A 23,787-nucleotide genomic window follows, 5' to 3' on the forward strand; every position below is an offset into this window, starting at 1 on the left:
ACAATATGAGCCGCATCAGCCCGCATGCAATGCGAGATGTTGCATTTGCAGCGAGCCTTTAAAATTGTTTCAAGATTGGCAGTTTTCGTGAGGCGGTTTTGGGCATGGCCCAAAGGCGGCCCCGGCAAGCATCAGCCCTGCGGCAGCTTGATCACCACATTGCGCCCGCTTTTCACATAGCGCAATTCGCCCTCACCAATAGCGGCGACGCGGCCTCCGTCGATGCTGTCGCCCACTTGCACCTTCTTGTAGCGCCCATTTGACAGGCGGACCAAAGCGCGGCGGCTAGAAGGTTTGCCATAGACCCCGATCAGGTTGATCTTATTGAGGTTGATAGCGTTCTTGACGGTCGCTTGTTTGGCGACACTGGCCGAGGACGGGATCTTAGGCGTGATCGTTGCGGCGGCCTGTTGCACGGGCGCCGGTGCGGGCGTGGTTTCTTGTTTCTTGACGGCAGCGGCCACCGTAGCGGCAAAGTTGCGGGGCCGGGTGATCGGACGGCGCGATGTGGCGACGGCCTGCGCGGTGGCGGTGGTGTCGGCCTCAGCCAGTTCTTTGCCGGTATCGGGGCGGGCCTGCGGGCGCAGTTTTGCGAGTTCATCCTGTGTGAACCCGCCAAAGCGCGCCCGCTCATTCCCGTCTGTCACGTCTTCGGGCCGCAATTGCGGACGGACAGATTTCATCCGAATGCGTATGGCCAGCGCCTCGGGGTCTTCGGCCAGCAGCGCCGCCTCAGCGGGGCGGTTGGGGGCAACAATCGGCGGCTTGCCCAGATAGACCAGAACGCCTTCGGGGTTCAGCGCCCCTTCGGGCGTGGCGCGGACCAGCCCGCGATCGTCCAGATCAAAGGTGGTTTCGGGCGATACCGGATCAGACAGACCGGCAAACGGCAAGTCCGAGGCATGGTCGCGCGGGGCTTGCAGGGCCACGGCATCATACTGGATCACGGCGGGGTCAAGGTTGGTGGTATAGACCTCGCCCAAACCAATCATCACCGGCAGGGCGGGCGCATCGGGCGTGCGCTGCCAAATGCCAGTGGCGGCATAGGTGGCCTCGGCCTCTTCGGCGGTCAGAATCTGTGGCATGGTTGCCATGCTGACAACATCTGCCGTCGATTCCTGCCCTTCGACCTGTTCGGGGTCAAAGTTCGGGTCCAGCGCGGCAACCTCTACGCCCTCGGCAGGCAGGATCTCGGTCGCCTCAACCGGGGTGGGCAGTTCCACATCGCCGATCTGGATCTCTTCGGTGCCGGTCGGCGTAAACAGACGCGCCAAGCCGGTATCCAGGAACACCGACGCCCAGGCCGCAACGCCCGCCAAGAACAGCAGCAGCGCAGCGGTCAGCATCAGCCCAAGGAATCGCGGCTTGCCACCGATCTTCTGCGGCTCGCGCTGGCCAAAGATCGTCAGGCGCTCGCGCTCTATGTCTTCTTTCGTGCGTTCCGCCTCGGCCTCATCCTGTGCGGCCTGTGCGGCTGCCGTTTTCAGACGCAGCGCGCTTGTCGCCACGGCCATCGGCCCGCGCGACGGAGCGGCAGGGGCTGGCGGAACCTCGGCCTCAGTTTCCGGCGCGTCGGACTTCCGGCGGCTGAAAAAGCCCAAAGTCCGGCCCGCTGGCCCGCGCTGTTCATCATTGGCCGGGGCGGCGGGTTTGGCGGCCGCGCCAAAGACTGGGCGACTTGTCTTTTCTACGTTTGCCTTGGGCAGCGAGACCGCTGGGCCATTGGCGGCAAGGTCCGGGGCGCGATCCGCACCCAACAGGCTGGGCGCGGCGCCCTGATCCCCGCCGCGCGACGCCCGGATCGAGGTGAAGGCAGGCGCAGGTTCCACCGGGTCTTGAATGGCGGGCGCACTGATCGTCGCGGTGGCGGGCTTGGGCTTCGGCTTTGATTTCGGCGCGGGGGCAGGGGGAGCGGGTGCTTCGGCCTCTACCTCCGGCGCAGCTTCAACAGGGGCGGGAGCCTCCACCTTCGGGGCGGCAACCGGTTCTGCGACGGCGATCTCGACAACCGGCTCGGCGGCCTCAACCGGCGCAGGCTCCACCTCCGGCGCAGGCTGCGGGGCCGCCGTGCGGGGCGGCTCATCAATGATCGCGGCGGCGACAATGCGCAGTGCCTCGGCGGCGCGCACCGGTGCTTCGCCGGTCCAGCCGGTCCCTGCGCCAAAGAACACCTCGCCGACAAAATCACCGGGCGCGGCGACGGCGCAATAGGCCACCGGCTGAAACCCGTGGGCCACGGCAAAGGCTTCTGCCTCACCCAGCGTTTCCTTGGCCACGGCGGCGATCAAAACCTGACCATCCGCCTTGCTGTGGTCATAGCGCAGATCCAGCACGTCATAGGGCGTCGCCCCATCAAGCGCGCCCTGAATCTGGGCGTCCAGCAAAGGCCCGCTGCTGCCGCGGTCTTTTACGGATAAGTACTTAATCTGTTCATTGGGAATGATCAGCTTGACCTGCTCAGCCACGGCACCCGCACTTTGCCGCAATGCGGTCAAAGCTCCGGCCAGATCTGGCGCCTCAAGCGACACATCCCCAAGCACAACCCACCCGGCCTGCGCTTTGCGCAGCAGGGCAATACCCTCAAACGATAAGGAGAGCGCATAAATCGGTTCCATGGCCGGGCTTTTACCATGCGAATGTGCCTGATTGGAGTCTTTATCTGCGTCTCGGACACGTGTTTGGCGGAAATCAGCGCGTGTCAGCGCAATCAGCGAAAGCCCCTTGCCGCCAAGCAGTTGCGCCCCCACCTTGATCACAGGTTTCGCCCTTTCAAGGAGCTTTGTTCATGCGTCGTAATTTCCTGTTGGCCCTGCCCATCTTGGCCCTGTCCGCCGTTCCGGTCTGGGCGCAATCCAGCGCCGTTTCAGGCCAGATCACCGTCTCGGGTGAGGCGGTGGCTTTTGCCACGCCCGACATGGCCACGATCCAGATCGGCGCACAAGGGCGCGGCGCCACCCCAGCCGAGGCGCTGAACCAGACATCGGCGGCGCTAGAGGCGATGATTGCCCGTCTAAAAGACAACGGCATCGAGGCGCGGGATATCCAGACATCCGGCCTGTCGCTGAACGAAGACCGCATCTGGGACCGCGACAAACAAGTGGACGTCTCACGCGGCTATGTGGCTAGCAATATGCTGATGATCCGCGTCCGCGACCTGAGCCAGCTTGGCGGGCTTTTGTCCGTAATGGTCGAGGATGGCGCGAACACGCTGTCGGGCGTGTCCTTTGGCGTATCCGAAACCGATGCGCTTGAAAATCAGGCCCGCCGCGATGCGGTGGCCGATGCACTGGCCAAGGCTGAACTCTACGCCGATGCGGCGGGCGTTGCGCTTGGCCCGATCCTGTCGATCAACGAAGGCGGGATCAGCGCCCCGATGCCGATCATGCGCAGCATGAAGGACGTCGTCGTGCAGGAAGCTGTGGCCGATGTTCCGGTCGCTGCGGGCGAGATCAGCTCAAGCGCCAATGTGACCATCGTTTTCGCGATTGGTGAGTGACGAAATGGGGCTCTGCCCCGCCCGCGCGTTGCGCGGACTCCCCGGGATATTTGACGTCAGAAAATGACAGGGGCGCGCTTCACAGTATTTTCTGACCAAAAATATCCCCGCCGGAGGCTCCGACGGGGACGTGTTTTCAGACCACGATGATCTGGGCGCAGGCGTCAGGCCGAGGCTTTGGCCAGCGCTTGGTCCAAATCGGCGATCAGGTCGTTCGGATCTTCGATGCCGATCGAGATGCGCACCACATTCGGGGCCGCGCCGGCGGCGATTTGTTGCGCTTCGGTTAGCTGCCGGTGCGTGGTCGAGGCCGAGTGGATCACCAGACTGCGGGCATCGCCGAGGTTGGCGACGTGGCTGAAGATTTCCAGCGAGTCGACCAGTTTCATGCAGGCCTCATAGCCGTCTTTCAGCGCGACCGTGAACAAGGCACCTGCGCCATTGGGGCAGATGCGGGCGATACGGTCGTGATAGGGCGATGACGGCAGGCCTGCATAGGTGACCGCCTCAACCGCCGGGTGGTTTTCAAGCCAAGCCGCGACGGTGCGGGCGTTCTCGACGTGTTTCTGCATCCGCAGGCTGAGCGTTTCAGTGCCCATCAGCGTGTAATGTGCCGCTTGCGGGTTCAGGGTCATGCCCAGATCGCGCAGGCCAATGGCGATGCCGTGGAAGGTAAAGGCCAGCGGGCCAAAGGTTTCGTGGAACTTCAGGCCGTGGTAGGCCGGTTCCGGCGCGCTGAGCGAGGGGAACTTGTCGGTCGCGGACCAATCGAACTTGCCCGAATCCACCACAACGCCGCCGGTGACGGTGCCATTGCCGGTCAGGTATTTCGTCAGCGAATGCACCACTAGCGTCGCGCCATGTTCGATCGGGCGGCACAGGTAGGGCGAAGCGGATGTGTTGTCGACGATCAGCGGGATCTGCGCGTCATCTGCGATTTTGGCAATCGCATCCAGATCGGTGATGTAGCCGCCGGGGTTGGCGATGGATTCGCAGAACACCGCGCGGGTGTTTTCGTCGATCGCGGCGCGCACAGCGTCCAGATCGTCGAAATCGACAAAGGTGCAGGACCAGCCGAAGCGTTTGATTGTCTGGCTGAACTGGGTGATCGTGCCGCCGTATAGCCGGGTAGAGGCGACAATGTTCAGCCCCGGCGCCATCAGCGGGAACAGTGCCATGATCTGCGCCGCGTGGCCCGAGGAACAGCAAACCGCCCCGGCGCCGCCTTCAAGCGTGGCCATACGTTCCTGAAGGACCGCGACCGTCGGGTTGGTCAGGCGGGAGTAGATAAAGCCGACCTCTTGCAGGTTGAACAGCGCAGCGGCGTGATCGGCATCGCGGAACACATAGGCCGTCGTCTGATAGATCGGCGTCTGGCGTGCGCCAGTGGCCGAATCAGGGCGCGCGCCCGCGTGGATTTGCAAGGTATCAAAGCCGAAACCGGGTGTGTCAGACATTGTGAAACTCCTCCCTTCACGATGTGGTTGACGTAAGGAGTAGGCCATCCTGCGCAACGCCACAACGATGCAGCGGTATTAGTTGGGCATTTTCGCGAAAAAGCGGCTCTGTCGATTTTCTATTGGCAAACGCGCTGGGCTGACGTCATGTGTGGGCTATGAGACCGCCATTCCACCTTGCCATTCACGTGACCGACCTTGACGACGCCCGCGCCTTCTACGGTGGCTTGCTGGGCGCTGAGGAAGGGCGCAGCACCGACACTTGGGTTGATTTCGATTTCTTCGGCCATCAACTCAGCCTGCATTTGGGTCAGCCCTTCGGCACGGCCAACACCGGGAAGGTGGGGGACCACATGGTTGCCATGCCGCATTTCGGTGTGGTGCTGCCGCTGGACCAATGGCGGGCCATGGCGGACCGTCTGACGGCTGCGGCGGTGGCGTTTGAATTGCCGCCCTCGGTCCGGTTTGAAGGCGAGCCGGGCGAACAATGGACCATGTTCTTTCGCGATCCGGCCGGGAATCCGATCGAGGTGAAGGGCTTTGCGCAATATGATGCGCTGTTCGCCAAATAATCACCGGACTGTTTAAAGGTTTATTCAAAGCCTCTTTTTTCGGCAAGCCGCCTCGTCCGGGCGCGGAACAACCGGGCAATTGCGCATTGATTATGCAGTTGCAGCAATCGGCAGCAAACGCGCTGGAATGCGCTTGACTCCAAATCACCTTTTCTGCGGAGATTGCTTCAGGATCTAGCAATGGCGCCAGACCTGAACCCTTCGCAGGGTTGAAATCCAGTCCTTGTGAGCAACGGTGCTCCGGCCAAAGTATCCCCTGAATTCAGGGGCTTGCCTTGAACTGTGCACCATGTCCCACGCTGAATCCCTGACGACGAACTATAAATATTCTGCAAGTTCGCCATCCCGACACCCGGTGATTGTCATCGGCGGGGGACCGGTGGGAATGCGCACGGCACAAGAGCTGGCAAAGCGCGGGCAAGCCGTGCATGTGCTGACGGCCGAAGCCTTTGCGCCCTACAACCGGGTCCAACTGACACCGCTGCTGGGCGGCGATGTTCAGTTCGATGAAATCACCCTGCCGCTGACGGATGAAACCGATCTTCTGACCTGCCATTGGGGTCAGACAGTTGCCCGCATTGACCGCGAGGCCCGGCAGGTCATCACGCGTAGCGGCGATGTCTGGGCCTATTCCAAGCTGGTTCTGGCCACCGGATCGCGGGCCTTTGTGCCGGGCTTTCCGGGGACGACCCTGCCGGGTGTCTTTACCTTCCGCACGGCGGATGATGCCTCGGCCCTGATGGCGCGGTCCTTTTCGGCGCGCCGGATTGCGGTGATCGGCGGCGGATTGCTGGGGCTTGAAGCTGCGCGGGGGATGCGCCGCCGGGGCTGCGATGTCACGCTGATTGAACACGAAAGCCACCTGATGCCCCGTCAATTGGATCTTGAGGCAGGGTCCAAGTTGGCCGAGCGCATCTGCGCGCTTGGCGTCGATGTGATGACGGGCCGGGCGGTGCGCGAAATCACGGGAACGCACCGGGTCGACAGGATTTTATTCGCCGACGGCAGCCGCGAAGAGTTTGACACGGTCATAATCTGCACCGGCGTCCGCGCGAACACCGATCTGGCGCAACAAGCCGGGATTGCCTTTTCGCGCGGAATCACCGTGGGAGACCAGATGCAGACCTCTGACCCGCTAATCTATGCGGTGGGGGAATGCTGCGAACATCGCGGGCGGATGTATGGCCTTGTCGGGCCGGGATACGAGCAGGCCAAGGTGGCTGCGGAGGCGCTGACAGGCGGCGCCCCGCGGTTCGCCGGGGCAATTCCGGCGACCAAGCTCAAGGTCATAGGGGCCGAGGTGTTCTCGGTCGGGGAAATCGAACAGCTTGAGGCGCGGGCCAATGTGCGCAGCCATGTCTGGCGCGGGCAGGGGGCCTATCGGCGGATCTTCATCGAACGCGGCGCGCTGGTCGGTGCGGTTGCGGTTGGCGGGTGGTCGCAGGCCAGCCGAATGCAGGATGCGGCCCAGCATGGGGACACGGTCTATCCGTGGATGGTCTACCGCTTTTTGAAAACGGGTTTGCTCTGGACGGAACAGGATCTGGAACCGGCTGAAATGCCCGCCAGCGCCATTCTGTGCAATTGCACCGGCGTTACCTACGGGCAGGCGCGTGCGGCGATCACCTCTGGGGCCAGCGACGTGCCGGATCTGGGGCAGGCAACGGGCGCTGGAACGATCTGCGGCACCTGCCGCCCGGTGCTGGAGGATTTGCTGACCGCAGGCGGCCCGCCGAAACCCATGCAGCTGTGGAAACCGCTATTGGCACTGTCGGGCATGGCCGCGATTGGTGCGCTGATCCCGATCCTGTTTGGCCGCGTGCCGCTGCCAGACAGCTATGACGCCGAAAGTCTGCGCGTATGGCTGTGGCGCGATGGGATCGTCAAGCAATGGTCGGGGTTTATCCTGCTGGGCATCACGCTAGCCGCGATGATCCTTGGCCTGCGCAAGCGCATTCGGCTGATGGACCGCTTGGGCGGCTATGACTATTGGCGGCTGATCCACATCGTCATCGGCCTTGGGGCGGTGGCGGCGCTGTTCGCCCACACGGGGTTTAGCCTTGGCAACAACCTGAACCTTTGGCTTGGGGCCAGCTATGCCGCGACGCTGGTGTTTGGCGCGGTGGCGGGACTGACAACAGGCGGGGATCACGAATTGCGGGCGCGGGGGGTCGGCACAAGCCGCAAACCGCCGCGCAAACTGCCGACGTGGCTGCATATCATCGCGATCTGGCCGCTTCCGGTGCTGATCCTGATCCACGTTCTTGCAAGCTATGCGTTCTGAGGGGCCGGAATGACACGAAATCGCCTTCTCTGGATCCTGTGGATTACGCTGACGCTGTTTCTGGCGGGGGCGGGTTTGGCACGGCTGTATATCGCAGGCGACCGCACTGTTCTGACACCCGGCCAAACCGACGGCGTGCATCACCAGTTGGAAATCGCGTGCGAGACCTGCCACACCTCGTCTGCCTTTGCCTCGCAATCCAAGATTCGCAAGGACATCAACAAGACCTGCACCACCTGCCACAAGGATGAGTTGAAAGAGGCCGACGACAGCCACCCGACCAAGAAATTCACCAATCCCCGCATGGCCGCCTATTGGGACAAGGTCGACGCGCGGTTCTGCACCACCTGCCATTCCGAGCATGAGCCTGAGATCACGCAGGCCGGTCTTGTGACCCTGCCGGGCGATTACTGCGTTGCCTGCCATTCCGAGGGCGAACAGGACGTGCGCGTGAACCGGCCCAGCCATGAGGGGCTGACCTTTGATACCTGCGCCTCGTCGGGGTGCCACAACTACCACGACAACCGCGCGCTATATGAGGATTTTCTGGTGAAACACGCGGGCGAACCTGCGCTGTTCCCCGATCCCGTGCATCCTGTGGCCGCCATTGCCCGCACCCGTGCGCGGCCCTCAGTGGATGAGGTATCGGTCTATCTGGCTTCGCTTGAGGTGCCCGCCGCCTATGCGCTGGACGATCCGATGCAGCATTGGGCCGCCAGCGCCCATGCCGCCGCCGATGTCACCTGCGCCACGTGCCATGCGCCGAAATCGGAAACGGCTGACGAGGTGGAGGCGAATTGGACCCAAGCACCGGGCGAAGCGGTTTGCGCCACCTGCCATAAGGGCGAGGCCAAGACCTTTGCCCTTGGCCGTCACGGCATGGGCCGCCACCCCGAGATCGCCAAGCCGCGCGACGCCAAGAAAACGCTCAAGGCGCTGGGCATGAAGAAACCGCCAGAAGCGCTGGTGACGGCGATCGAAACCTACCTCAGCGACGATCCCGCGCCCGAAGCCGTGATGTCCACCGACCGCGCGCGCGTCTCGCTCCGGCCCGAGGCGCTGGGCAAGGATCTGACCTGCGCAACCTGCCATGCCCCGCATGAACAGGACCTGGACTTTGCCGCCGTGGGCGCGTGCCTGACCTGCCACAATGACGATCATTCGCTGGCCTATGAGGACAGCCCGCATTTCAAGCTGTGGCAGGATGAAACCGCAGGGCTCTTGCCGCCCGGCTCGGGCGTGACCTGCGCCACCTGCCATATGCCGCAGACCGAACGCAAAGGTGTGGTGACAACCAACCACAACCAGAATGACACCCTATTCCCGAACGAGAAAATGATCCGCCCGACCTGCCTCAACTGCCACGGGCTGGCCTTCTCCATCGACGCGCTGGCCGATCCGGCGCTGGTGGCGAACAATTTCTCGGGACAACCAAATCGCCACATCGAGGGGATCGATTGGGCGGTGAACCGTGTGAACCAGCCAGACGAAGGCGCCAACCAATGACCGGCTGGAACACACACCTGCAACCACAAATGATAGCAACAGGACCAACAGTATGACCCAGTTTACCACCCGGATGAAAGCCGCAATTGTCGGCGGCGCAATGGCCCTTGGCGGTCTGACGGCCCCGGCCGCCAACGCCGAAGGCATGGACTATGAAACCGTCTCGGATCTTCTGCACCTTGTCATGGCCTCGGACCGCGCGGTCTATACCCGCCTGATCGTGAACCGTCTGCAAAACGAAGAGGGCGTGATCAAAGCATCCGAGCACTTCATGGACGAAAAGGCGCTGGTGCTGCCCGCGCAGATGTTCCGCTTTGGGGCGGAAATGGTCGCCGAAGAAACGGATGAATTCACCTATTCGCTGTTGTCGCTCTGGCCGATCAACAAGCAGAACGCGCCGACCACCGATCTGGAAAAAGAAGGCCTGCAATACGTGGTCGATAACCCCGGTGAGCCGTTCTACGGCGAAGAAGAGCTGGGCGGCACCACCTATTTCACCGCCGTATACGGCGACCCGGCGGTCGCGGGCGCCTGCGTGAGCTGCCACAACGATCACAAAGACACGCCCAAATCTGACTTTGAACTGGGCGACGTGATGGGCGGTGTCGTTATCCGCATCCCGATGGACGGCTGATGCGTCCTGCGTCGATCCTGTTGGTCGCGGCGGGTATCCTTGCCGCGACAGCCTCAAGCTCAGAGCCGGGGTCATCTGGGGATATCCCGGATGGCATCGTTTCGGCCAAGGGGCTGAAGGGATTTGTTCGGGCCAGCAAACTGCCCGATCCCAAAGACCCGGTCTTGGCCGCTGGCAAAGCGGTCTGGGCCGGTACGTGCCAGGCTTGTCATGGGGGCAACAAGGCCATCGGCGCACCGAAAATCACGTCATCAGACGACTGGTCCCCGCGCATCGCGCAGGGGCTGGACGTGCTGTTTGACCATGCAATCAACGGATTTCTAGGCGCAAAATACGCCGAGATGCCCGCAAAAGGCGGCAATGCCGACCTAAGCGATGCTGATGTGAAGGCGGCGGTCGCCTTCATGATCTGGGCCAGCGGCGGGGCAGAACCCGCGCTGGGATACGCGCAAGACACCACCAACAAATGACAAATTGAGGGGACACTCAGATGGACGATAAACAAATCACGCTGATCCAGGAAAGTTTCGCCAAGGTCGTGCCGATCAAGGACGCCGCCGCCGAGATTTTTTATGCGGATCTGTTTGAAACGGCTCCGGCGGTAAAGCCGTATTTCGCCAATGCCGATATGAAGGACCAAGGCAGCAAGCTGATGGCGACGCTGGCCGTGGTGGTCAACGGGTTGCGCGATCTGGACAAGATCGTACCCGTGGCCCAGCAACTGGCGGTCAAGCACGTGGATTACGGCGTCAAAGCGCAGGATTACGATTCGGTCGGGGCTTCCCTGCTGCGCACGCTGGAAAAGGGCCTGGGCGATGATTTCACGCCCGAAGTCAAAGAAGCCTGGACCGTCGCCTACACCACGCTGGCCGGTGTGATGAAGGGCGCAGCCTATCCCGAGCCGGAACTGGCAACCGCCGGGGCCGCACCGGGCAAGAAGCCGTTCTGGAAATTCTGGGCCTAACGCCCCCGCACAGGCGCTTGCCCCAACCGGGGCAGGCGCAAAAGCATGACAGCTTGTCCTCTGCACTCTGGTCAATCTGACCCGGTTGGCGTATCTCCGGCAGGTATCTGTTCGGAGGCACCATGACCGACTTTGAAACGCCGGGCCCGGTTGAGGAAAACTGGAAAGACGCGATTTCTTCTGTGGAAGAGATCATCGAAGACGCCCGCAATGGCCGGATGTTCATTCTGGTCGATCATGAAGATCGCGAAAACGAAGGTGATCTGGTGATCCCGGCACAATGGGCCACGCCCGACGCGATCAACTTCATGGCCACCCATGGGCGCGGGCTGATCTGCCTGTCGATGACGCCGGACCGCATTGAATCGCTGGGTCTGCAACTGATGTCGACGAACAATTCGTCGCGCCATGAGACCGCCTTCACCATCTCGATCGAAGCCCGCGAAGGCGTCAGCACCGGCATTTCCGCCGCCGACCGCGCCAAGACGATTGCCGTGGCCATCGACGCCTCCAAAGGCCCGCAGGATATCGCGACCCCCGGTCACGTCTTCCCGCTGCGCGCCAAAAAGGGCGGGGTGCTGGTGCGTGCCGGTCATACCGAAGCCGCCGTTGATGTCAGCCGCCTTGCCGGTCTGAACCCCTCGGGCGTGATCTGCGAGATCATGAACGAAGATGGCACCATGTCGCGCCTGCCTGAATTGGTGGCCTTTGCGCAAAAGCATGGCCTGAAGATTGGCACGATTTCCGACCTGATCGCCTATCGCCGCCGCCACGACAATCTTGTGCGCGTGCGCAGCGAAGAAACCATTCAGTCCGAATTTGGCGGCGAATGGACCATGCGCATCTACACCGATACCACCCATGGCGACGATCATATCGTTCTGACCAAGGGCGATTTGTCGGGGGATGACCCGGTTCTGGTGCGGATGCACGCGCTTGACCCGGTGCTGGATCTGGTCGGCGCAGGCCCCATGGGCCGAGCCTCGGAATTCTCCAATGCGATGCAGGCGGTTGCCGCCGAAGGACGCGGCGTTGTCGTCTTGCTGCGCGATACCTCGATGAAGATCGGCGCCGACGGGGGCAGCCCGAAAAAGCTGCGCCAATATGGTCTTGGTGCGCAGATCCTGTCTTCGCTTGGCCTGTCCAAGCTGACACTGCTGACCAATTCGCCGACGCCCACGGTCATCGGCCTTGACGCCTATGGTCTTGAGATCATCGGCACCCGCAAAATTTCGGAGTAACCGCCATGGCCGCCAGTGAAGAACACTACACCCTGCCGCGCGCTGCGTTCGACAACCCGGTCAAGATCCTGATCGTCGTCGCGCCCTATTACCGCGCCATTGCCGACCAGATGATCGAAGGCGCAAAGGGCGAAATCGACGCCTCGGGCGGGACGTGGGATCTGATCGAAGTCCCCGGCGCACTCGAGGTGCCAACCGCCATCGGCATGGCCGAACGCCTGTCGAACTATGACGGCTATGTCGCGCTTGGCTGCGTCATTCGCGGCGAGACGACCCATTACGACACCGTCTGCAACGACAGCTCGCGCGGGATCACCCTGCTGGGGCTTCAGGGCCTGTGCATCGGCAATGGCATCCTGACCGTTGAGAATATGGACCAAGCCCAGGCGCGGGCTGAAGTGACCGGTCAAAACAAGGGCGGCGGCGCGGCCGCTGCGGCCTTGCATCTGGTGGCATTGGCGCGTAAATGGGGCGCCCCGCGCCAAGGTGTGGGATTCCAACCTGCCCGCGATGAATACCAGATTGCAGGCGACAACAAAGGCAACCCCTCCGCATGACCCAAGTGCCTGCCGCCCCTTCGGGCAATATGAAACGCAAGATGAAATCTGCCTCGCGTCTTTATGCGGTGCAGGCACTGTTTCAGATGGAGCATTCCAGCCTGTCGATTGATGCCGTCATGGCCGAATTCCACAACTTCCGCTTTGGCGAGACGCTGGAAGAAGGTGAAATGATCGATGGTGATCTTGGCCTGTTCCGCATGCTGGTGACTGAGGCTGTCAACTGGCAGGCCAAGATCGACCAAATGACCGACCGCGCGCTGGTGGCCAAATGGCCGATCGACCGGATCGACCCGACGCTGCGGGCGCTGTTCCGCGCCGCCGGGGCAGAACTGGTGGCCAGCCAAACACCGCCCAAAGTGGTGATCGTGGAATTCGTCGATGTGGCCAAAGCCTTCTATCCTGAAGGGCGCGAGGCGAAATTCGTCAATGCCGTGCTGGATCACATGGCCCGCGAAGCCCGCCCCGAGGCCTTTTAAGCGCTTTTTTGCGCATACATTCTGAATTTTCAATGTCTTTGGCGAAACTCTGCGCTTTCCCCTTGCGCAGGATGTGGGCGCGGCTACTCTGATTTCCAACAGAGGAGTCGTCTGATGCCCAAACTCATTCGCCTGTACATCACCCAAATCGCAATTGGCTTCGGCCTGTCGGCGGCGTTCGTGGCCATGCTTCTGGGGATGAATGTCGCCAACCTATGGCATCTGGTCACCACGTCCGACGTGGGCCTGCTGGCGGTTGCGCTGCTGTGGCTGTTCAACGGCATCGTGTTTGCGGGCGTGCAGTTTGGCATTGCCATCATGCGTATGGAAGACCGCGGCCCCGGCGCTGGCGGCCCGCGCATCCCGGCCCAAATGCAGCCCATTCCGATCCGGGTTGAGGCCGCGCCGCGCCGCAAACGCCACCTCTAAACCCCAGTTTTCAAAGCAAAAGCCCCCGGCCAAAACCGGGGGCTTTTTGTTTGCGGCGGGAACCACACAAACGTGGGGTTATCTCATTCCCGAGGACCTGTATATACAGGTGGGCGCCAGGTAATCAGGCCACGGCCCGAACAGAGCCAGCTCCCTCGGAATTGCTTAAGGCCACCGGAATGCAACCGTGCACAGGAAGGGCAGAACCCGCCACTGACTGAGGTAGGATGCGGCGCGGGCTTTGGCAAGGGGGGATCGACATCCGCGCTCGGGCGTCCCACCCATTCCCGCCCGAGCCCTCGCGCGGATGTGCGCTTTCGCGCCTGCCCTTGTCTTTTCACCCCATGTATTTTCTGACCAAAAATATCCCGGGGGAGGCGCGTAGCGCCGGGGGCAGCGCCCCCAATCGCCCGAAAATCCTCAGGCGTCACCGTCAACGAATCCGTACTGCCGCAACTCTTCTGGCAACAGGATGTAGATCTCATCCGGCGGCGTGCTCATGGCGGGCTGCATGACCAGCGGATCAATCCCCATGTCCGACAGATACCGCATCACCTCGGCCTGCCCGCGCTGAATATCCTCCACCGCCGTGAACGCTGGCAACAGGCTGTTTTCCCCGAAATAATGCTGATGAACCCCGACCGAGGCCACCTCGGAAATATCTCGCTCCGCGCCGCCCGCCAGCAAATAGGGGCAAGCCGAATAGCAAAACTCTCCGTCCAGCATCTGGGTGCCGATCCCCAGGCGCCGCAGATCACGCCCCAAAATCAGCGCATCCTGCACGGACCCGCCGGGCGATTGCAGCACCAGCACCTCGGGCGCGGCCTCAGACAGTTGCGGGCCGATCCGGTCGGCATCGCCCTCGGCAATCGTGCCCTCAAGCCGCCATTGCCCGCCCTCGATCTGGGTCAGCACCAGCCGGTCGGGCAGGGGGCCGGGATCGCGCAGGGGCTGGACGTTGGGATGATCGCGCGATGGGTTGAACACGCGGCGCTGATCGCCGGGGCGCACGGGTTCGCTCAGGCGCGGCACATCGGGCGACAGGCGCGGCAGGCCTATCCCGCCGCCGCCCATATCGCCCAGCACCAGCGCCGCACCGATCACCAGTTGCAGCCCCAGAACGCCGCGCAGGACGTTGGGAACCGTAAACAGGCTCATGGCTTGGGCTCCGGTTCCGGCGCAGGCGGGGCCTCGGGCGCTTCGTCATCATCGCTGGCCGTGGGCATGGATTGCATCGCGCTTTCCACATCGCGCAGCGCCGCCAAAGCCCCGCGCAATTCGGCCAAGGTCAAGGTGTCCTCAACTGCTGCGCCTTCGCGCCCGTCGCGGATGGCCGATTGCGTGATCGCCACGATGAAGACCAGAACGGCTGGCAGCAGGTCAATCGCGATGGCACCGGCCCAGCTTGGCACAAAGTTCCGCGCATAGAGGATCACCGCGTCCGCCGAGGAGATGGGCGTATAGGTCACCTCGGCTGGGGGCTGAAGCGCCTGCACCGATTGCGCGGCGCGTTCCAAGGTCGCGGCCCGCTGCGCCAGCACCTCTAGCACCGATGTAATTGTCGCCGCCTGATCGGTGCGGGTTTCGGCGGTGCGCCCGTCCAGTTCTGGCAGGACCACGGATTCGGCCAGATCCTGCGCCGCCCGGACCACCAGATCGGCAACCGTCAGTTGGCGCATTTGCGTGACCAAGCCCTGAAGCTCTACCGCCGCTTCGGAAAACTCGACAGATCGGGCTTCAACCGGGCCGGGCTCAACCGTCAAGGCGCGCATCCGCGACAGGATCAGGTTGCCGTCGGAAAAGGCGGATTCGACCAGCGGCGTCTGGGCGGCGATTTGTTGTTCCAGCGCGGCAAGCTCTGCCGATTTCTGCCGCAGCACCCGGAACACCGCGCCGCGCCCGGCCAGCCCCGAAAGCGATCCTTCGGCCTCTTGCTGCGACAGATCCTCAAAGCTTTGCCGCACCCGCGCCACGTCGCGTTCCAAGGCCTGACCCGACAGCGCGATTTCATGCGTGCGTTCAAGCGCTTGCTGATAGTCTTGCACGGTCTTGGCCAAGTGCTGTTCAACCGCAGCGGACCCAGCAAGGGCGGCGGCGTTCAGCCAGGACGACATGGCAATGATCGCGACCGACCCAAGCCCCATCGCCGCCATCAGCCCAATCCGCGCCCGCGCCGTGCGCACGGCCGGGAACAGGCGCATCAGGTAGGACCAAAAGACGAAAATCCCCACTGAGACCGCCACCGAATAGGCCACCGCCGCAAAGACCGACATGGCCCCATTGTCATCCAGCAAGGACGACACGCCAAGATAGGTGTAAATGCCCGACGCCACCGACAACACGCCAAGCGCCGTGCCTGAAAACGTGTCGAGCCATGTTAGATGTTGCTCCAACTCGCGGGCATGGCGAATGCCGCGCGCCTCGGCTCGGGTGGGCGGGCGGCGGGTGTGGTGCTGTGTGTCTGGCATTGGTGTCTCATAAAAAGTCTTTCCAAATACCTAAGCTGCATCGGCCCAGAAGCAATTCATTCCCGCGACGAAGGCGTTTTAGGCAAGAAACGGCTGGAAGCGCGGTTCCTGCTTGCCATTTGTTCACGAATTGTTCACAATTTACCTATGGAGATCATCACCGCGCCTTCTGAGATTGAAACGCTGATGCCTGGCCAATTGCTGGCACGGGGGGTGTGCCGTCATCTGGCGTCACACGGGTTTGTCACGATCGAAGAATTCACGCCGGAACGCGGCCGCCGGGTCGATGTGATGGCCATGGGGCCGAAGGCGGAAATCTGGGTGATTGAATGCAAATCAAGCCGCGCGGACTTTATGTCCGATGGCAAGTGGCAGGGGTATTTGCAGTGGTGTGACCGGTATTTCTGGGCCGTCGATCAGGACTTCCCGACCGAACTATTGCCCGAAGATACCGGACTGATCTTTGCAGATGCCTATGACGCCGAGATCATACGCATGGCACCCGAAGAAAAACTGGCCGGGGCGCGGCGCAATGCCGTTGTGCGCCGGTTCGCGACCCATGCAGCACGGCGGCTGCACTGGCTGCGCGACCCCGACGCCACGCGGTACTATTAGCGCTTTACCTTGCGGGCAGTTGCCGCCGCGGCCTTGATTTCATCCGCGATTTCATCGGCTTCGTCCGGGTCGAAATCCATCGGGATTTCAATCGTGCTGCCATAGATGAACAGGCGCACCATGCCGTGATCGGTCGGGCCGATTTGCAGGTTGGCTTCGATTTCGCTTTCGTCGTTGATCCCCATCTGGGCGGCCTCCTGAATGGTGTCTGCCGCAGGTAGACCCGGTGCGCTTGAATTGCAAGCATTGCAGTGATTAGGTCCGGATATGGACAAGATTACAATACGCGATTGGCGCAGCGATGACGCCGCCTGGATCACCGACGCGCACCGCATTCATTATGCCGACTCCGACGGGTTCGATGACAGCTTTGTCGCGCTTGTGGCGCAGGTTCTGGCCGAATTTGACCAAAGCCGCGTGCCGGGCCGTGACCGGGCGTTTATCGCCGAACGGGACGGGGTGCCGCTGGGATGTGTGTTTTCCGTCGCGGCGGGCGAGGGGGTGGCGCAGTTGCGTTTGTTCCTGTTGCTGCCGGACGCGCGGGGAATGGGGCTTGGCCGCAAGTTGATTGAGGCTTGCATGGATTGGGGCCGCGAGGCGGGTTATGCCAAAATGGTGCTATGGACCCATGAAAGCCACGCGGCGGCCTGTGCGCTTTATGAAAAACTGGGCTGGCATTGCGTCGCGTCCGAACCGATGCAGGCCTTTGGCGCCGATGTCGTTCGACAGAATTGGGAAATTTCATTTTAGGGGGCTTGCATCCCCCGCCGGGCTTTTGTATCTCGCCCCTCAGTGCCGCCTTAGCTCAGTTGGTTAGAGCGCTAGATTGTGGATCTAGAGGTCCCCCGTTCGAACCGGGGAGGCGGTACCATCTTCCAAACAACGCTAAACGCTTGGGCCCGCACGGAATTTCTGTGTGTGCTTGGTCGTGTTTGGCGGGCCGGGTGGCCCGCCATGTGTTCGATCACGCCTCTGCCGGGGCCTCTGGCGCGACTCGGTCCTTTTCGGCGGCAGGCGCGGTGGCGAGGATCAAATAGCCCATGAGCCCCGAAATCAGCGACCCGCCCAGCACGCCGATGCGCACTTCGTTCATCAGGGTCTGGTCGGTATAGCTTAGCCCGCCAATGAACAGCGACATGGTAAAGCCAATCCCGGCAAGGCAGGCGATGCCGTAGATGTGCCGCCAGTTTGCGCCATTGGGCAGACGCGCCACACCGGTTTTCACCAGAACCCAAGTCACCCCGAACACACCGATTTGCTTGCCCACAATCAGGCCTGCCGCGATGCCCAGCGGAATCGGGGCAAAGACCTGGTCCCATGTCAGCCCGGTCAGCACGACGCCAGCGTTGGCAAAGGCAAAGATCGGCACGATGACGTAAAGAACATAGGGCGTAACCGCATGTTCCACCGAATGCAGCGGGCTTTTGCCCCAGCGGTCTTTCAGCGGAATCATGAAGGCGGTCAGAACCCCGGCCAGCGTGGCGTGAACGCCGGATTTCAGCACGAAGAACCACATCACCGTGCCCAGCAGCAGGAACGGCCCAATCGGGTGGATGCGCTGCTTGTTCAGGTACAGCATGGCCAACAGCGGGATCAGCGCGAGGTACAGGTAATCGAGCTTCAGCTCAGCCGTATAGAACAAGGCGATGATCAGGATGGCGCCCATGTCATCCAGAATGGCCAGCGTCAGCAGAAAGATCTTGAGCGATGATGGAACACGGTCACCAATCAGCGCCAGAATGCCAAGGGCAAAGGCGATGTCGGTGGCGGCGGGAATCGCCCAGCCGTGGATGGTGGCCGGATTGCCAAAGTTGATGGCCACAAAGATCAGCGCAGGCACAACCATGCCGCCAACCGCTGCCATCCCCGGCAGGACCACGTCGCGCGGGTTCTTCAGCTTGCCTTCCATGACTTCGCGCTTCAGTTCCAGCCCGACCATGAAGAAGAACACCGCCATAAGCCCGTCGTTGATCCAAAGGATCAGAGGTTTCTCAACGCCTTCTCCGTTCAACGTCACCGCGAAATAGCTGCTGAGGGCCGAGTCATAACTGCCGTGCAGACTGGAATTGGCCACGATCAAGGCCGCAATTGCAGCCACCATGAGCAATATTCCACCTGCGGCCTCATGCCGGAAAAAACGATCAAGCGCGCGCACGAGCAACGGAGGTCTCCTTCTCTTTGAAAAACATGTATGTCTGAAGTGGAGCGCGAACGACCTCTGTCAACCGCACAGGCCTTGAAGTGTGGCATTGACGGGGCGTATTTCCCCCGTAATCTGTCTTTTGGACAACAGGTTGGGCCGGAATGCTGAAACTCGATCACTTGGTCGTCGCCGACCGCTTCCTTGATGCGGCGGCCGCGCATGTGGAAACCGAACTGGGTGTTGTCATGCAGCCGGGCGGACTGCATCCGCGCTATGGCACGCACAATCGTTTGATGGGCCTTGGCGGCGGGCATTACCTTGAGGCGATCGGCATTGATCCCGCGGCCACGCCGCCTGCGGATGCACGGTGGTTCGGGCTGGACAATCCGCCGTCGCAGCCCAAGCTGCTGACATGGGTGTGCCGGGTCGACGATCTGGATGCCGCAATCGCGCGGTTGCCCATGGCCGGACAGGCCGTTGACCTGACACGGGACCATTTGCGTTGGCGCATCGCGGTGCCACCAAATGGGCAAATGCCGTTTGACGGGGTGTTCCCGGCCCTGATCGATTGGGGCACCAGCGTCGCGCCCGGATCATCGCTGCCATCCTCGGGCGTGAAGCTTAGGGAAATCCGGCTGGAACATCCTGAAATCAATCGCTTGCAGGGCTTGCTTGACTCAATTCTTGAAGTGCCCGAAGTGCGGTTCGTGGCGGCGGAAACCCCGCGCGTCACGGCTTGTTTTGCCACGCCGCAGGGGGATGTATGGCTGACGTGATCTATCGCGCCGCGCGGGCCGATGATGCCGCGCAGATTGTGGCCTTCTGGAACCCGATGATCGAAACCACCGCTGTGACCTTTTCGACCGTTCTGCGGACCGAAGAGGGCGTAAGGGCGGATATCGTGGCGCGCGGTCCCCTGTACCAAGTGGCCGAGGCGGACGGGCAGATCCTTGGCTTTGCCACCTGTTTTCAGTTCCGGGGCGGGCCGGGGTATGTCCATTCGATGGAACATACGATCATCCTAGCCCCTGCTGCCCATGGGCGCGGTGTGGGGCGTGCGCTGATGTCGGCACTGGAAAGCGCCGCCAAACAGGCCGGGGTGCATGTGCTGGTGGCGGGCGTCAGCGGCGAAAACTCGGCTGGTGAGGCATTTCACGCCGCAATCGGCTTTGAAACAGTGGGCCGAATGCCGCAAGTCGGGTGCAAATTCGGGCGTTGGATGGATCTTGTGCTCATGCAGAAAATTCTCTGAATGCCGCACTGACAGACCTGCCCCAGTCGCGTAAACTGTGCCTATGTCAATCTGGACCCGCATCTCTGAAGCCATCTCTGCCCTTGCCGCTGGCGAGGGTCTTTCTGCTGTTTTCGAAAAACTGCGCACCCCGCCTGAACGGTCTGTGGCGTTCACCATCGCGGTGATTGCGCTTTCGGCCAAGATGGCCAAGGCTGACGGGCTGGTCACCCGAGATGAGGTCACAGCCTTCCGCGAAGTGTTCAGCATCGACCCACAAGATGAGGCGGGCGCGGCCAAGGTGTTCAATCTCGCCCGCAAAGACGTAGCGGGCTACGAAGAATATGCGCGGCAAATCAAGCGGATGTTCGGCGACAAAAGCCCGACCTATTGCGACCTGATGGAAGGGCTGTTCCATATCGCTATGGCGGACGGGGATTATCATCCGGCGGAAGACCAATTCTTGCAGCGTGTGGCCGATATCTTCGGCGTGCCGCAGCCCGATTTCATGGCCCTTCGCGCCCGATTTGTGCCCGATGCCACACCTGACCCCTACACGGTTCTGGGCGTGCGCCCCGATATGTCCTTGGCCGAGATCCGCAAGGTCTGGCGACGCTTGGTGCGCGAATCCCATCCCGATGTGATGATGGCCCGCGGCGTCCCCGAAGAGGCGGTGAAACTGTCTGAACGCCGCCTGATCGACATCAACCGGGCTTGGGCCGATATCTCGGAACGGGCCGACGCTTGATGCGCATTGCCACTTACAACGTGGAATGGTTCGACGCGTTGTTTGACGACCACGGGCATTTGTTGGCCGATGGCGGCTGGTCTGCACGCCATGACGTGACCCGCGCCCAGCAGACCGAAGCGCTGGGGATCGTCTTTACCGCGCTGGATGCCGATGCGGTGATGGTGATCGAAGCCCCCGACAGCAACCGCCGCCGCGATACGGTGCGTGCGCTGGAGCGCTTCGCCGATGCCTTTGGTCTGCGGGCCCGCCGCGCGGTGATGGGCTTTGCCAACGAAACCCAACAGGAAATCGCGCTGCTCTTCGACCCCGATGTGCTAGAGGCCGAACACGACCCGCGCGGCCCCGATGTAGGCGGGCAGGGGCCGGGGGCGCCGCGCTTCGACGGTACCTACCGCATCGATCTGGATATCGACGCCACCGAAGACAAAGTGCGCTTTTCCAAACCGCCGTTTGAGGTGGCGCTGCGCACCGCGTCGGGGCGGCGGCTGCGGCTGATCGGGGCGCATCTGAAATCCAAAGCGCCGCATGGGGCCACCACGCGTGACGAGGTGATGCGCCTGTCCATCGCCAACCGGCGCAAACAATTGGCCCAAGCGATCTGGCTGCGGGCACGCCTGTCCGAAGACATCGCGGCGGGCGATAGCGTCATCCTGCTGGGCGATCTGAACGACGGTCCGGGGCTGGACGAATACGAAAACCTGTTTGGCCGCTCCTCGGTTGAGATCCTGATGGGCGAGGGCGATCAGGCCATGTACGACCCGCACGCCGCGCAGGCGCTGACCTCGCGGCTGGGGGCGCGGCCTACCTCGGCGCGGTTCTACCTTAGCCATGAAAAGCGTTACCTTCAGGCGCTGCTGGATTACGTCATGGTGTCGCCCGACCTGCGGGCCTTTGATCCGGCTTGGCGTATCTGGCATCCCTTCGATGACCCGGTCTGCTGGACCACGCCCGAGCTGTGTCAGGCCCTGCTAACCGCGTCCGACCATTTCCCGGTCACGCTGGATATTGATCTCTGACCCTTATCAGACAGGCCGTTCGGGCCTATATTGTCGGCATGAAACAGATCGCTTTCGCCACTGCTGCAACCCTATGCCTTGCGCTTCCGGCCTATGCCGAGGAAGAGCGCGGCACATCCTTGATGGAGGAAGGGGCCAAGCTGTTCTTCAAGGGCATCATGCAGGAAATGGAACCAGCGCTGGATGAATTGCAGGGCCTTGCCGATGAGATCGGCCCGTCGCTGCTGGAATTCAGCCGCGCAATGGGACCAGCGCTCAAGGACTTGTTGGCCGAGGTCGAGGATTGGTCGGTCTATGAGCCGCTGGAAATGCTGCCCAATGGCGATATCATCCTGCGCCGCAAACAGCCCAAAGCCGAGGTGCCGCAAAGCGACACCCCAGAGATTGAGCTTTGATTACAGGGATTTAACCTCAGTCTCGGCCTGCAAGGATTGCGCCAGAGAGTCAAACCGCGCCTGCGCTACTTCGCCAAACAAGGGCGCGGCATCAGGCCCAAGCTTCAGTTTCAGAACGCGCTTTTTCGGCTGCCATTCCAAGGTGGCACTGGCGGCTTTATCTTCGGCCATCCACAGCATCGACCCAAAGCGCATTGCCTTGCCCAGCACTTCGGCCTCGGTCTGATATTTCGGCTCCAGCAGCGCATACAGATCTTCGAACCGCGTGCCTTCGCGCTTGTTCTTGTAGCGGTGCAGCAGGGCCATGCCCAAAAAGATCCGTTCTGAATGCTTTAGCCCGCCAAGGTTGGCGCGGGTGGCATTGTCGAAACAGGTTTCCGCCCGATAGTCGGGATGGGCACGCCAGCTGACGTCGTGCAGCAGGCAAGCGGCGTGAACCAGACGCTTCTTGGCGGGTTTGGCGCTTTTGAACAGGGGCAGGACGAAATCATAAAGCCGCCCGCCAAATCCGGCCAAGCGTGCGTCTTTGAATTCAGAAAAGCGGCAGGCTTCGATCAGCGGGTCGCGGTCGCGCAGCTCTTGGCCCATTTGTTCGTACAGCAGCCCTTCGCGGATGCCATAGCTGGACACGGCGATGTCCTTGGGGCGCAGAGTATGCACCAGACGGCGCAGCACTTCGGATGCGATCGGCACCAGCGACATACGCGCCGAGGAAATCCCGCAAGCCTTTCGCAAGGCGTCGAAATCGGTGCATTCATCGATGTAGCGGGCGGTTTCCTGCACCGATTTCACCGACATGCGGTATTCGTGCAGAACATGCAGCGGATAGTTCCGGCGGTGCATGTCGATCCGGGCAATCGCACGCCACGACCCGCCAACAAGGAACAATCGGTCGTGTTGCGGGCCCATCTGGGCCGAAAGACCTTCGATGACTTCTTTGATATGGGCGGTGCGGCCCTTCTTGCCGCCCGGCAGATCCCGCAGTTTCAGCGGGCCAAGCTGCGATGACACGCGCTTGCCGACGTTGCCGTCGTGAATTTCGGCCAATTCCATGGACGACCCGCCAATGTCGCAGATCAGGCCATAGGCCCCCGGCCATCCCAGCAACACGCCTTGGGCGGACAGGCGTGCCTCCTCTGGGCCGTCGATGACCCAGATTTTCAGGCCGGTCTTCTCCGCGACCTCGCGGCAGAAATCTGGCCCGTCCTCGGCCTCGCGCACGGCGGCGGTGGCGACGGCGGTCATGGTGGGCAATTGCATGTGCTTGGCCAGCTGCGCGAACCGGGCCAGCGCGGCCAAGGCGCGTTTGCGGCCTTCGGGGCTAAGGCGGCCGGTTTCGGCCATGCCCGAGCCAAGGGCACACATGATCTTTTCGTTGAAGAAATAGGCGGGCGAACGGGCCGCGCCATCAAAGACCACCAATCGCACCGAGTTTGAACCGATGTCGATCACACCAACCCGCGACAGAGCACGGGCTTTGGGGTCGGCGAAAACGGGCTCCTGAAACGGGTCCCATTTATGCGTTCGAGCTTCGTTGGGTCCGTCCATG

The 23,787-nt window shown here is 62.0% G+C and carries 25 protein-coding genes and 1 tRNA gene; 19 read left to right on the forward strand and 7 right to left on the reverse strand.

What is annotated here, in order from left to right:
* Positions 1 to 131: 131 nt before the first annotated feature.
* Positions 132 to 2,615, reverse strand: a complete 2,484-nt coding sequence (locus tag PRI8871_RS05025; protein ID WP_146188653.1) for a hypothetical protein — start codon at positions 2,613 to 2,615, stop codon at positions 132 to 134.
* 170 nt (positions 2,616 to 2,785) lie between these two features.
* Between PRI8871_RS05025 and PRI8871_RS05030 the strand changes: the two genes are divergently transcribed.
* On the forward strand, positions 2,786 to 3,496 hold the full coding sequence (locus PRI8871_RS05030; RefSeq protein ID WP_108885058.1) for an SIMPL domain-containing protein: 711 nt from the start codon (positions 2,786 to 2,788) through the stop codon (positions 3,494 to 3,496).
* Positions 3,497 to 3,660: 164 nt separating this feature from the next.
* Here PRI8871_RS05030 and PRI8871_RS05035 read toward each other — a convergent pair whose 3' ends face one another.
* On the reverse strand, positions 3,661 to 4,953 hold the full coding sequence (locus PRI8871_RS05035) for an O-acetylhomoserine aminocarboxypropyltransferase/cysteine synthase family protein (RefSeq protein ID WP_108885059.1): 1,293 nt from the start codon (positions 4,951 to 4,953) through the stop codon (positions 3,661 to 3,663).
* Positions 4,954 to 5,111: 158 nt separating this feature from the next.
* Between PRI8871_RS05035 and PRI8871_RS05040 the strand changes: the two genes are divergently transcribed.
* The 10 genes from PRI8871_RS05040 (at position 5,112) to PRI8871_RS05085 (ending at position 13,619) form a co-directional block, all read left to right on the forward strand.
* Entirely contained in the window at positions 5,112 to 5,525 is a 414-nt protein-coding gene (locus tag PRI8871_RS05040; RefSeq protein ID WP_108885060.1) for a VOC family protein, read from the forward strand.
* Between the two features lie 289 nt (positions 5,526 to 5,814).
* Complete coding sequence (locus tag PRI8871_RS05045) at positions 5,815 to 7,809, forward strand: FAD-dependent oxidoreductase (protein ID WP_108885061.1); 1,995 nt, start codon at positions 5,815 to 5,817, stop codon at positions 7,807 to 7,809.
* A gap of 9 nt (positions 7,810 to 7,818) precedes the next feature.
* Positions 7,819 to 9,315: an ammonia-forming cytochrome c nitrite reductase subunit c552 gene (locus tag PRI8871_RS05050; protein WP_108885062.1), complete on the forward strand. Its 1,497-nt coding sequence runs from the start codon at positions 7,819 to 7,821 to the stop codon at positions 9,313 to 9,315.
* A gap of 52 nt (positions 9,316 to 9,367) precedes the next feature.
* Positions 9,368 to 9,949: a Tll0287-like domain-containing protein gene (locus PRI8871_RS05055; protein WP_219928995.1), complete on the forward strand. Its 582-nt coding sequence runs from the start codon at positions 9,368 to 9,370 to the stop codon at positions 9,947 to 9,949.
* Positions 9,949 to 10,419, forward strand: coding sequence for a c-type cytochrome (locus PRI8871_RS05060; RefSeq protein WP_108885063.1), 471 nt, complete (start codon positions 9,949 to 9,951; stop codon positions 10,417 to 10,419). Before PRI8871_RS05055 ends, PRI8871_RS05060 begins: the two co-directional genes overlap by 1 nt.
* Positions 10,420 to 10,439: 20 nt before the next feature.
* Positions 10,440 to 10,913 (forward strand): globin family protein, encoded by a 474-nt coding sequence (locus tag PRI8871_RS05065; protein ID WP_108885064.1) that lies wholly within the window; start codon positions 10,440 to 10,442, stop codon positions 10,911 to 10,913.
* A 122-nt stretch (positions 10,914 to 11,035) separates the two neighbouring features.
* On the forward strand, positions 11,036 to 12,154 hold the full coding sequence (gene ribB / locus PRI8871_RS05070; protein ID WP_108885065.1) for a 3,4-dihydroxy-2-butanone-4-phosphate synthase: 1,119 nt from the start codon (positions 11,036 to 11,038) through the stop codon (positions 12,152 to 12,154).
* Positions 12,155 to 12,159: 5 nt separating this feature from the next.
* Complete coding sequence (locus tag PRI8871_RS05075; RefSeq protein ID WP_108885066.1) at positions 12,160 to 12,711, forward strand: 6,7-dimethyl-8-ribityllumazine synthase; 552 nt, start codon at positions 12,160 to 12,162, stop codon at positions 12,709 to 12,711.
* Positions 12,708 to 13,190: a transcription antitermination factor NusB gene (gene nusB, locus PRI8871_RS05080; protein WP_108885067.1), complete on the forward strand. Its 483-nt coding sequence runs from the start codon at positions 12,708 to 12,710 to the stop codon at positions 13,188 to 13,190. Before PRI8871_RS05075 ends, nusB begins: the two co-directional genes overlap by 4 nt.
* A gap of 114 nt (positions 13,191 to 13,304) precedes the next feature.
* Positions 13,305 to 13,619 carry a hypothetical protein gene (locus PRI8871_RS05085; RefSeq protein ID WP_108885068.1) on the forward strand — a complete coding sequence of 105 codons (315 nt, stop codon included), beginning with the start codon at positions 13,305 to 13,307 and terminating at the stop codon, positions 13,617 to 13,619.
* Positions 13,620 to 14,039: 420 nt separating this feature from the next.
* On the opposite strand, the gene PRI8871_RS05090 is transcribed toward PRI8871_RS05085, so the two are convergent.
* Positions 14,040 to 14,777 carry a COG3904 family protein gene (locus PRI8871_RS05090; protein WP_108885069.1) on the reverse strand — a complete coding sequence of 246 codons (738 nt, stop codon included), beginning with the start codon at positions 14,775 to 14,777 and terminating at the stop codon, positions 14,040 to 14,042.
* Positions 14,774 to 16,087 carry an AAA family ATPase gene (locus PRI8871_RS05095; RefSeq protein ID WP_108885070.1) on the reverse strand — a complete coding sequence of 438 codons (1,314 nt, stop codon included), beginning with the start codon at positions 16,085 to 16,087 and terminating at the stop codon, positions 14,774 to 14,776. The genes PRI8871_RS05090 and PRI8871_RS05095 overlap by 4 nt, the downstream gene beginning before the upstream one ends.
* A 147-nt stretch (positions 16,088 to 16,234) precedes the next feature.
* Between PRI8871_RS05095 and PRI8871_RS05100 the strand changes: the two genes are divergently transcribed.
* Positions 16,235 to 16,702 carry an MmcB family DNA repair protein gene (locus PRI8871_RS05100; protein WP_245897767.1) on the forward strand — a complete coding sequence of 156 codons (468 nt, stop codon included), beginning with the start codon at positions 16,235 to 16,237 and terminating at the stop codon, positions 16,700 to 16,702.
* Here PRI8871_RS05100 and PRI8871_RS05105 read toward each other — a convergent pair.
* Positions 16,699 to 16,887, reverse strand: a complete 189-nt coding sequence (locus tag PRI8871_RS05105) for a DUF6324 family protein (RefSeq protein WP_108885071.1) — start codon at positions 16,885 to 16,887, stop codon at positions 16,699 to 16,701. The genes PRI8871_RS05100 and PRI8871_RS05105 overlap by 4 nt on opposite strands.
* An 82-nt stretch (positions 16,888 to 16,969) precedes the next feature.
* Between PRI8871_RS05105 and PRI8871_RS05110 the strand changes: the two genes are divergently transcribed.
* On the forward strand, positions 16,970 to 17,452 hold the full coding sequence (locus tag PRI8871_RS05110) for a GNAT family N-acetyltransferase (RefSeq protein ID WP_108885072.1): 483 nt from the start codon (positions 16,970 to 16,972) through the stop codon (positions 17,450 to 17,452).
* A gap of 44 nt (positions 17,453 to 17,496) precedes the next feature.
* Positions 17,497 to 17,573 (forward strand) — tRNA-His (locus PRI8871_RS05115).
* 93 nt (positions 17,574 to 17,666) lie between these two features.
* Here the strand turns inward: PRI8871_RS05115 and nhaA are convergent.
* Positions 17,667 to 18,863: a Na+/H+ antiporter NhaA gene (gene nhaA, locus PRI8871_RS05120; protein ID WP_108885073.1), complete on the reverse strand. Its 1,197-nt coding sequence runs from the start codon at positions 18,861 to 18,863 to the stop codon at positions 17,667 to 17,669.
* A gap of 143 nt (positions 18,864 to 19,006) precedes the next feature.
* Between nhaA and PRI8871_RS05125 the strand changes: the two genes are divergently transcribed.
* The 5 genes from PRI8871_RS05125 to PRI8871_RS05145 are packed head-to-tail and all read left to right on the forward strand — an operon-like array spanning position 19,007 to position 22,238.
* A complete protein-coding gene (locus PRI8871_RS05125) occupies positions 19,007 to 19,621 on the forward strand; it encodes a VOC family protein (RefSeq protein WP_108885074.1) in 615 nt (204 codons plus the stop codon).
* Complete coding sequence (locus PRI8871_RS05130; protein ID WP_108885075.1) at positions 19,618 to 20,097, forward strand: GNAT family N-acetyltransferase; 480 nt, start codon at positions 19,618 to 19,620, stop codon at positions 20,095 to 20,097. The genes PRI8871_RS05125 and PRI8871_RS05130 overlap by 4 nt, the downstream gene beginning before the upstream one ends.
* Before the next feature lie 43 nt (positions 20,098 to 20,140).
* A complete protein-coding gene (locus PRI8871_RS05135; protein WP_108885076.1) occupies positions 20,141 to 20,824 on the forward strand; it encodes a molecular chaperone DjiA in 684 nt (227 codons plus the stop codon).
* Positions 20,824 to 21,843 (forward strand): endonuclease/exonuclease/phosphatase family protein, encoded by a 1,020-nt coding sequence (locus PRI8871_RS05140; RefSeq protein ID WP_108885077.1) that lies wholly within the window; start codon positions 20,824 to 20,826, stop codon positions 21,841 to 21,843. The genes PRI8871_RS05135 and PRI8871_RS05140 overlap by 1 nt, the downstream gene beginning before the upstream one ends.
* A 38-nt stretch (positions 21,844 to 21,881) precedes the next feature.
* Complete coding sequence (locus PRI8871_RS05145) at positions 21,882 to 22,238, forward strand: hypothetical protein (RefSeq protein ID WP_108885078.1); 357 nt, start codon at positions 21,882 to 21,884, stop codon at positions 22,236 to 22,238.
* Here the strand turns inward: PRI8871_RS05145 and PRI8871_RS05150 are convergent, their stop codons facing one another.
* Positions 22,239 to 23,786: a Ppx/GppA family phosphatase gene (locus PRI8871_RS05150; RefSeq protein ID WP_108885079.1), complete on the reverse strand. Its 1,548-nt coding sequence runs from the start codon at positions 23,784 to 23,786 to the stop codon at positions 22,239 to 22,241.
* Between the last annotated feature and the right edge of the window lies 1 nt (position 23,787).

This window comes from Pseudoprimorskyibacter insulae (genome assembly GCF_900302505.1).
Classification (GTDB): domain Bacteria; phylum Pseudomonadota; class Alphaproteobacteria; order Rhodobacterales; family Rhodobacteraceae; genus Pseudoprimorskyibacter; species Pseudoprimorskyibacter insulae.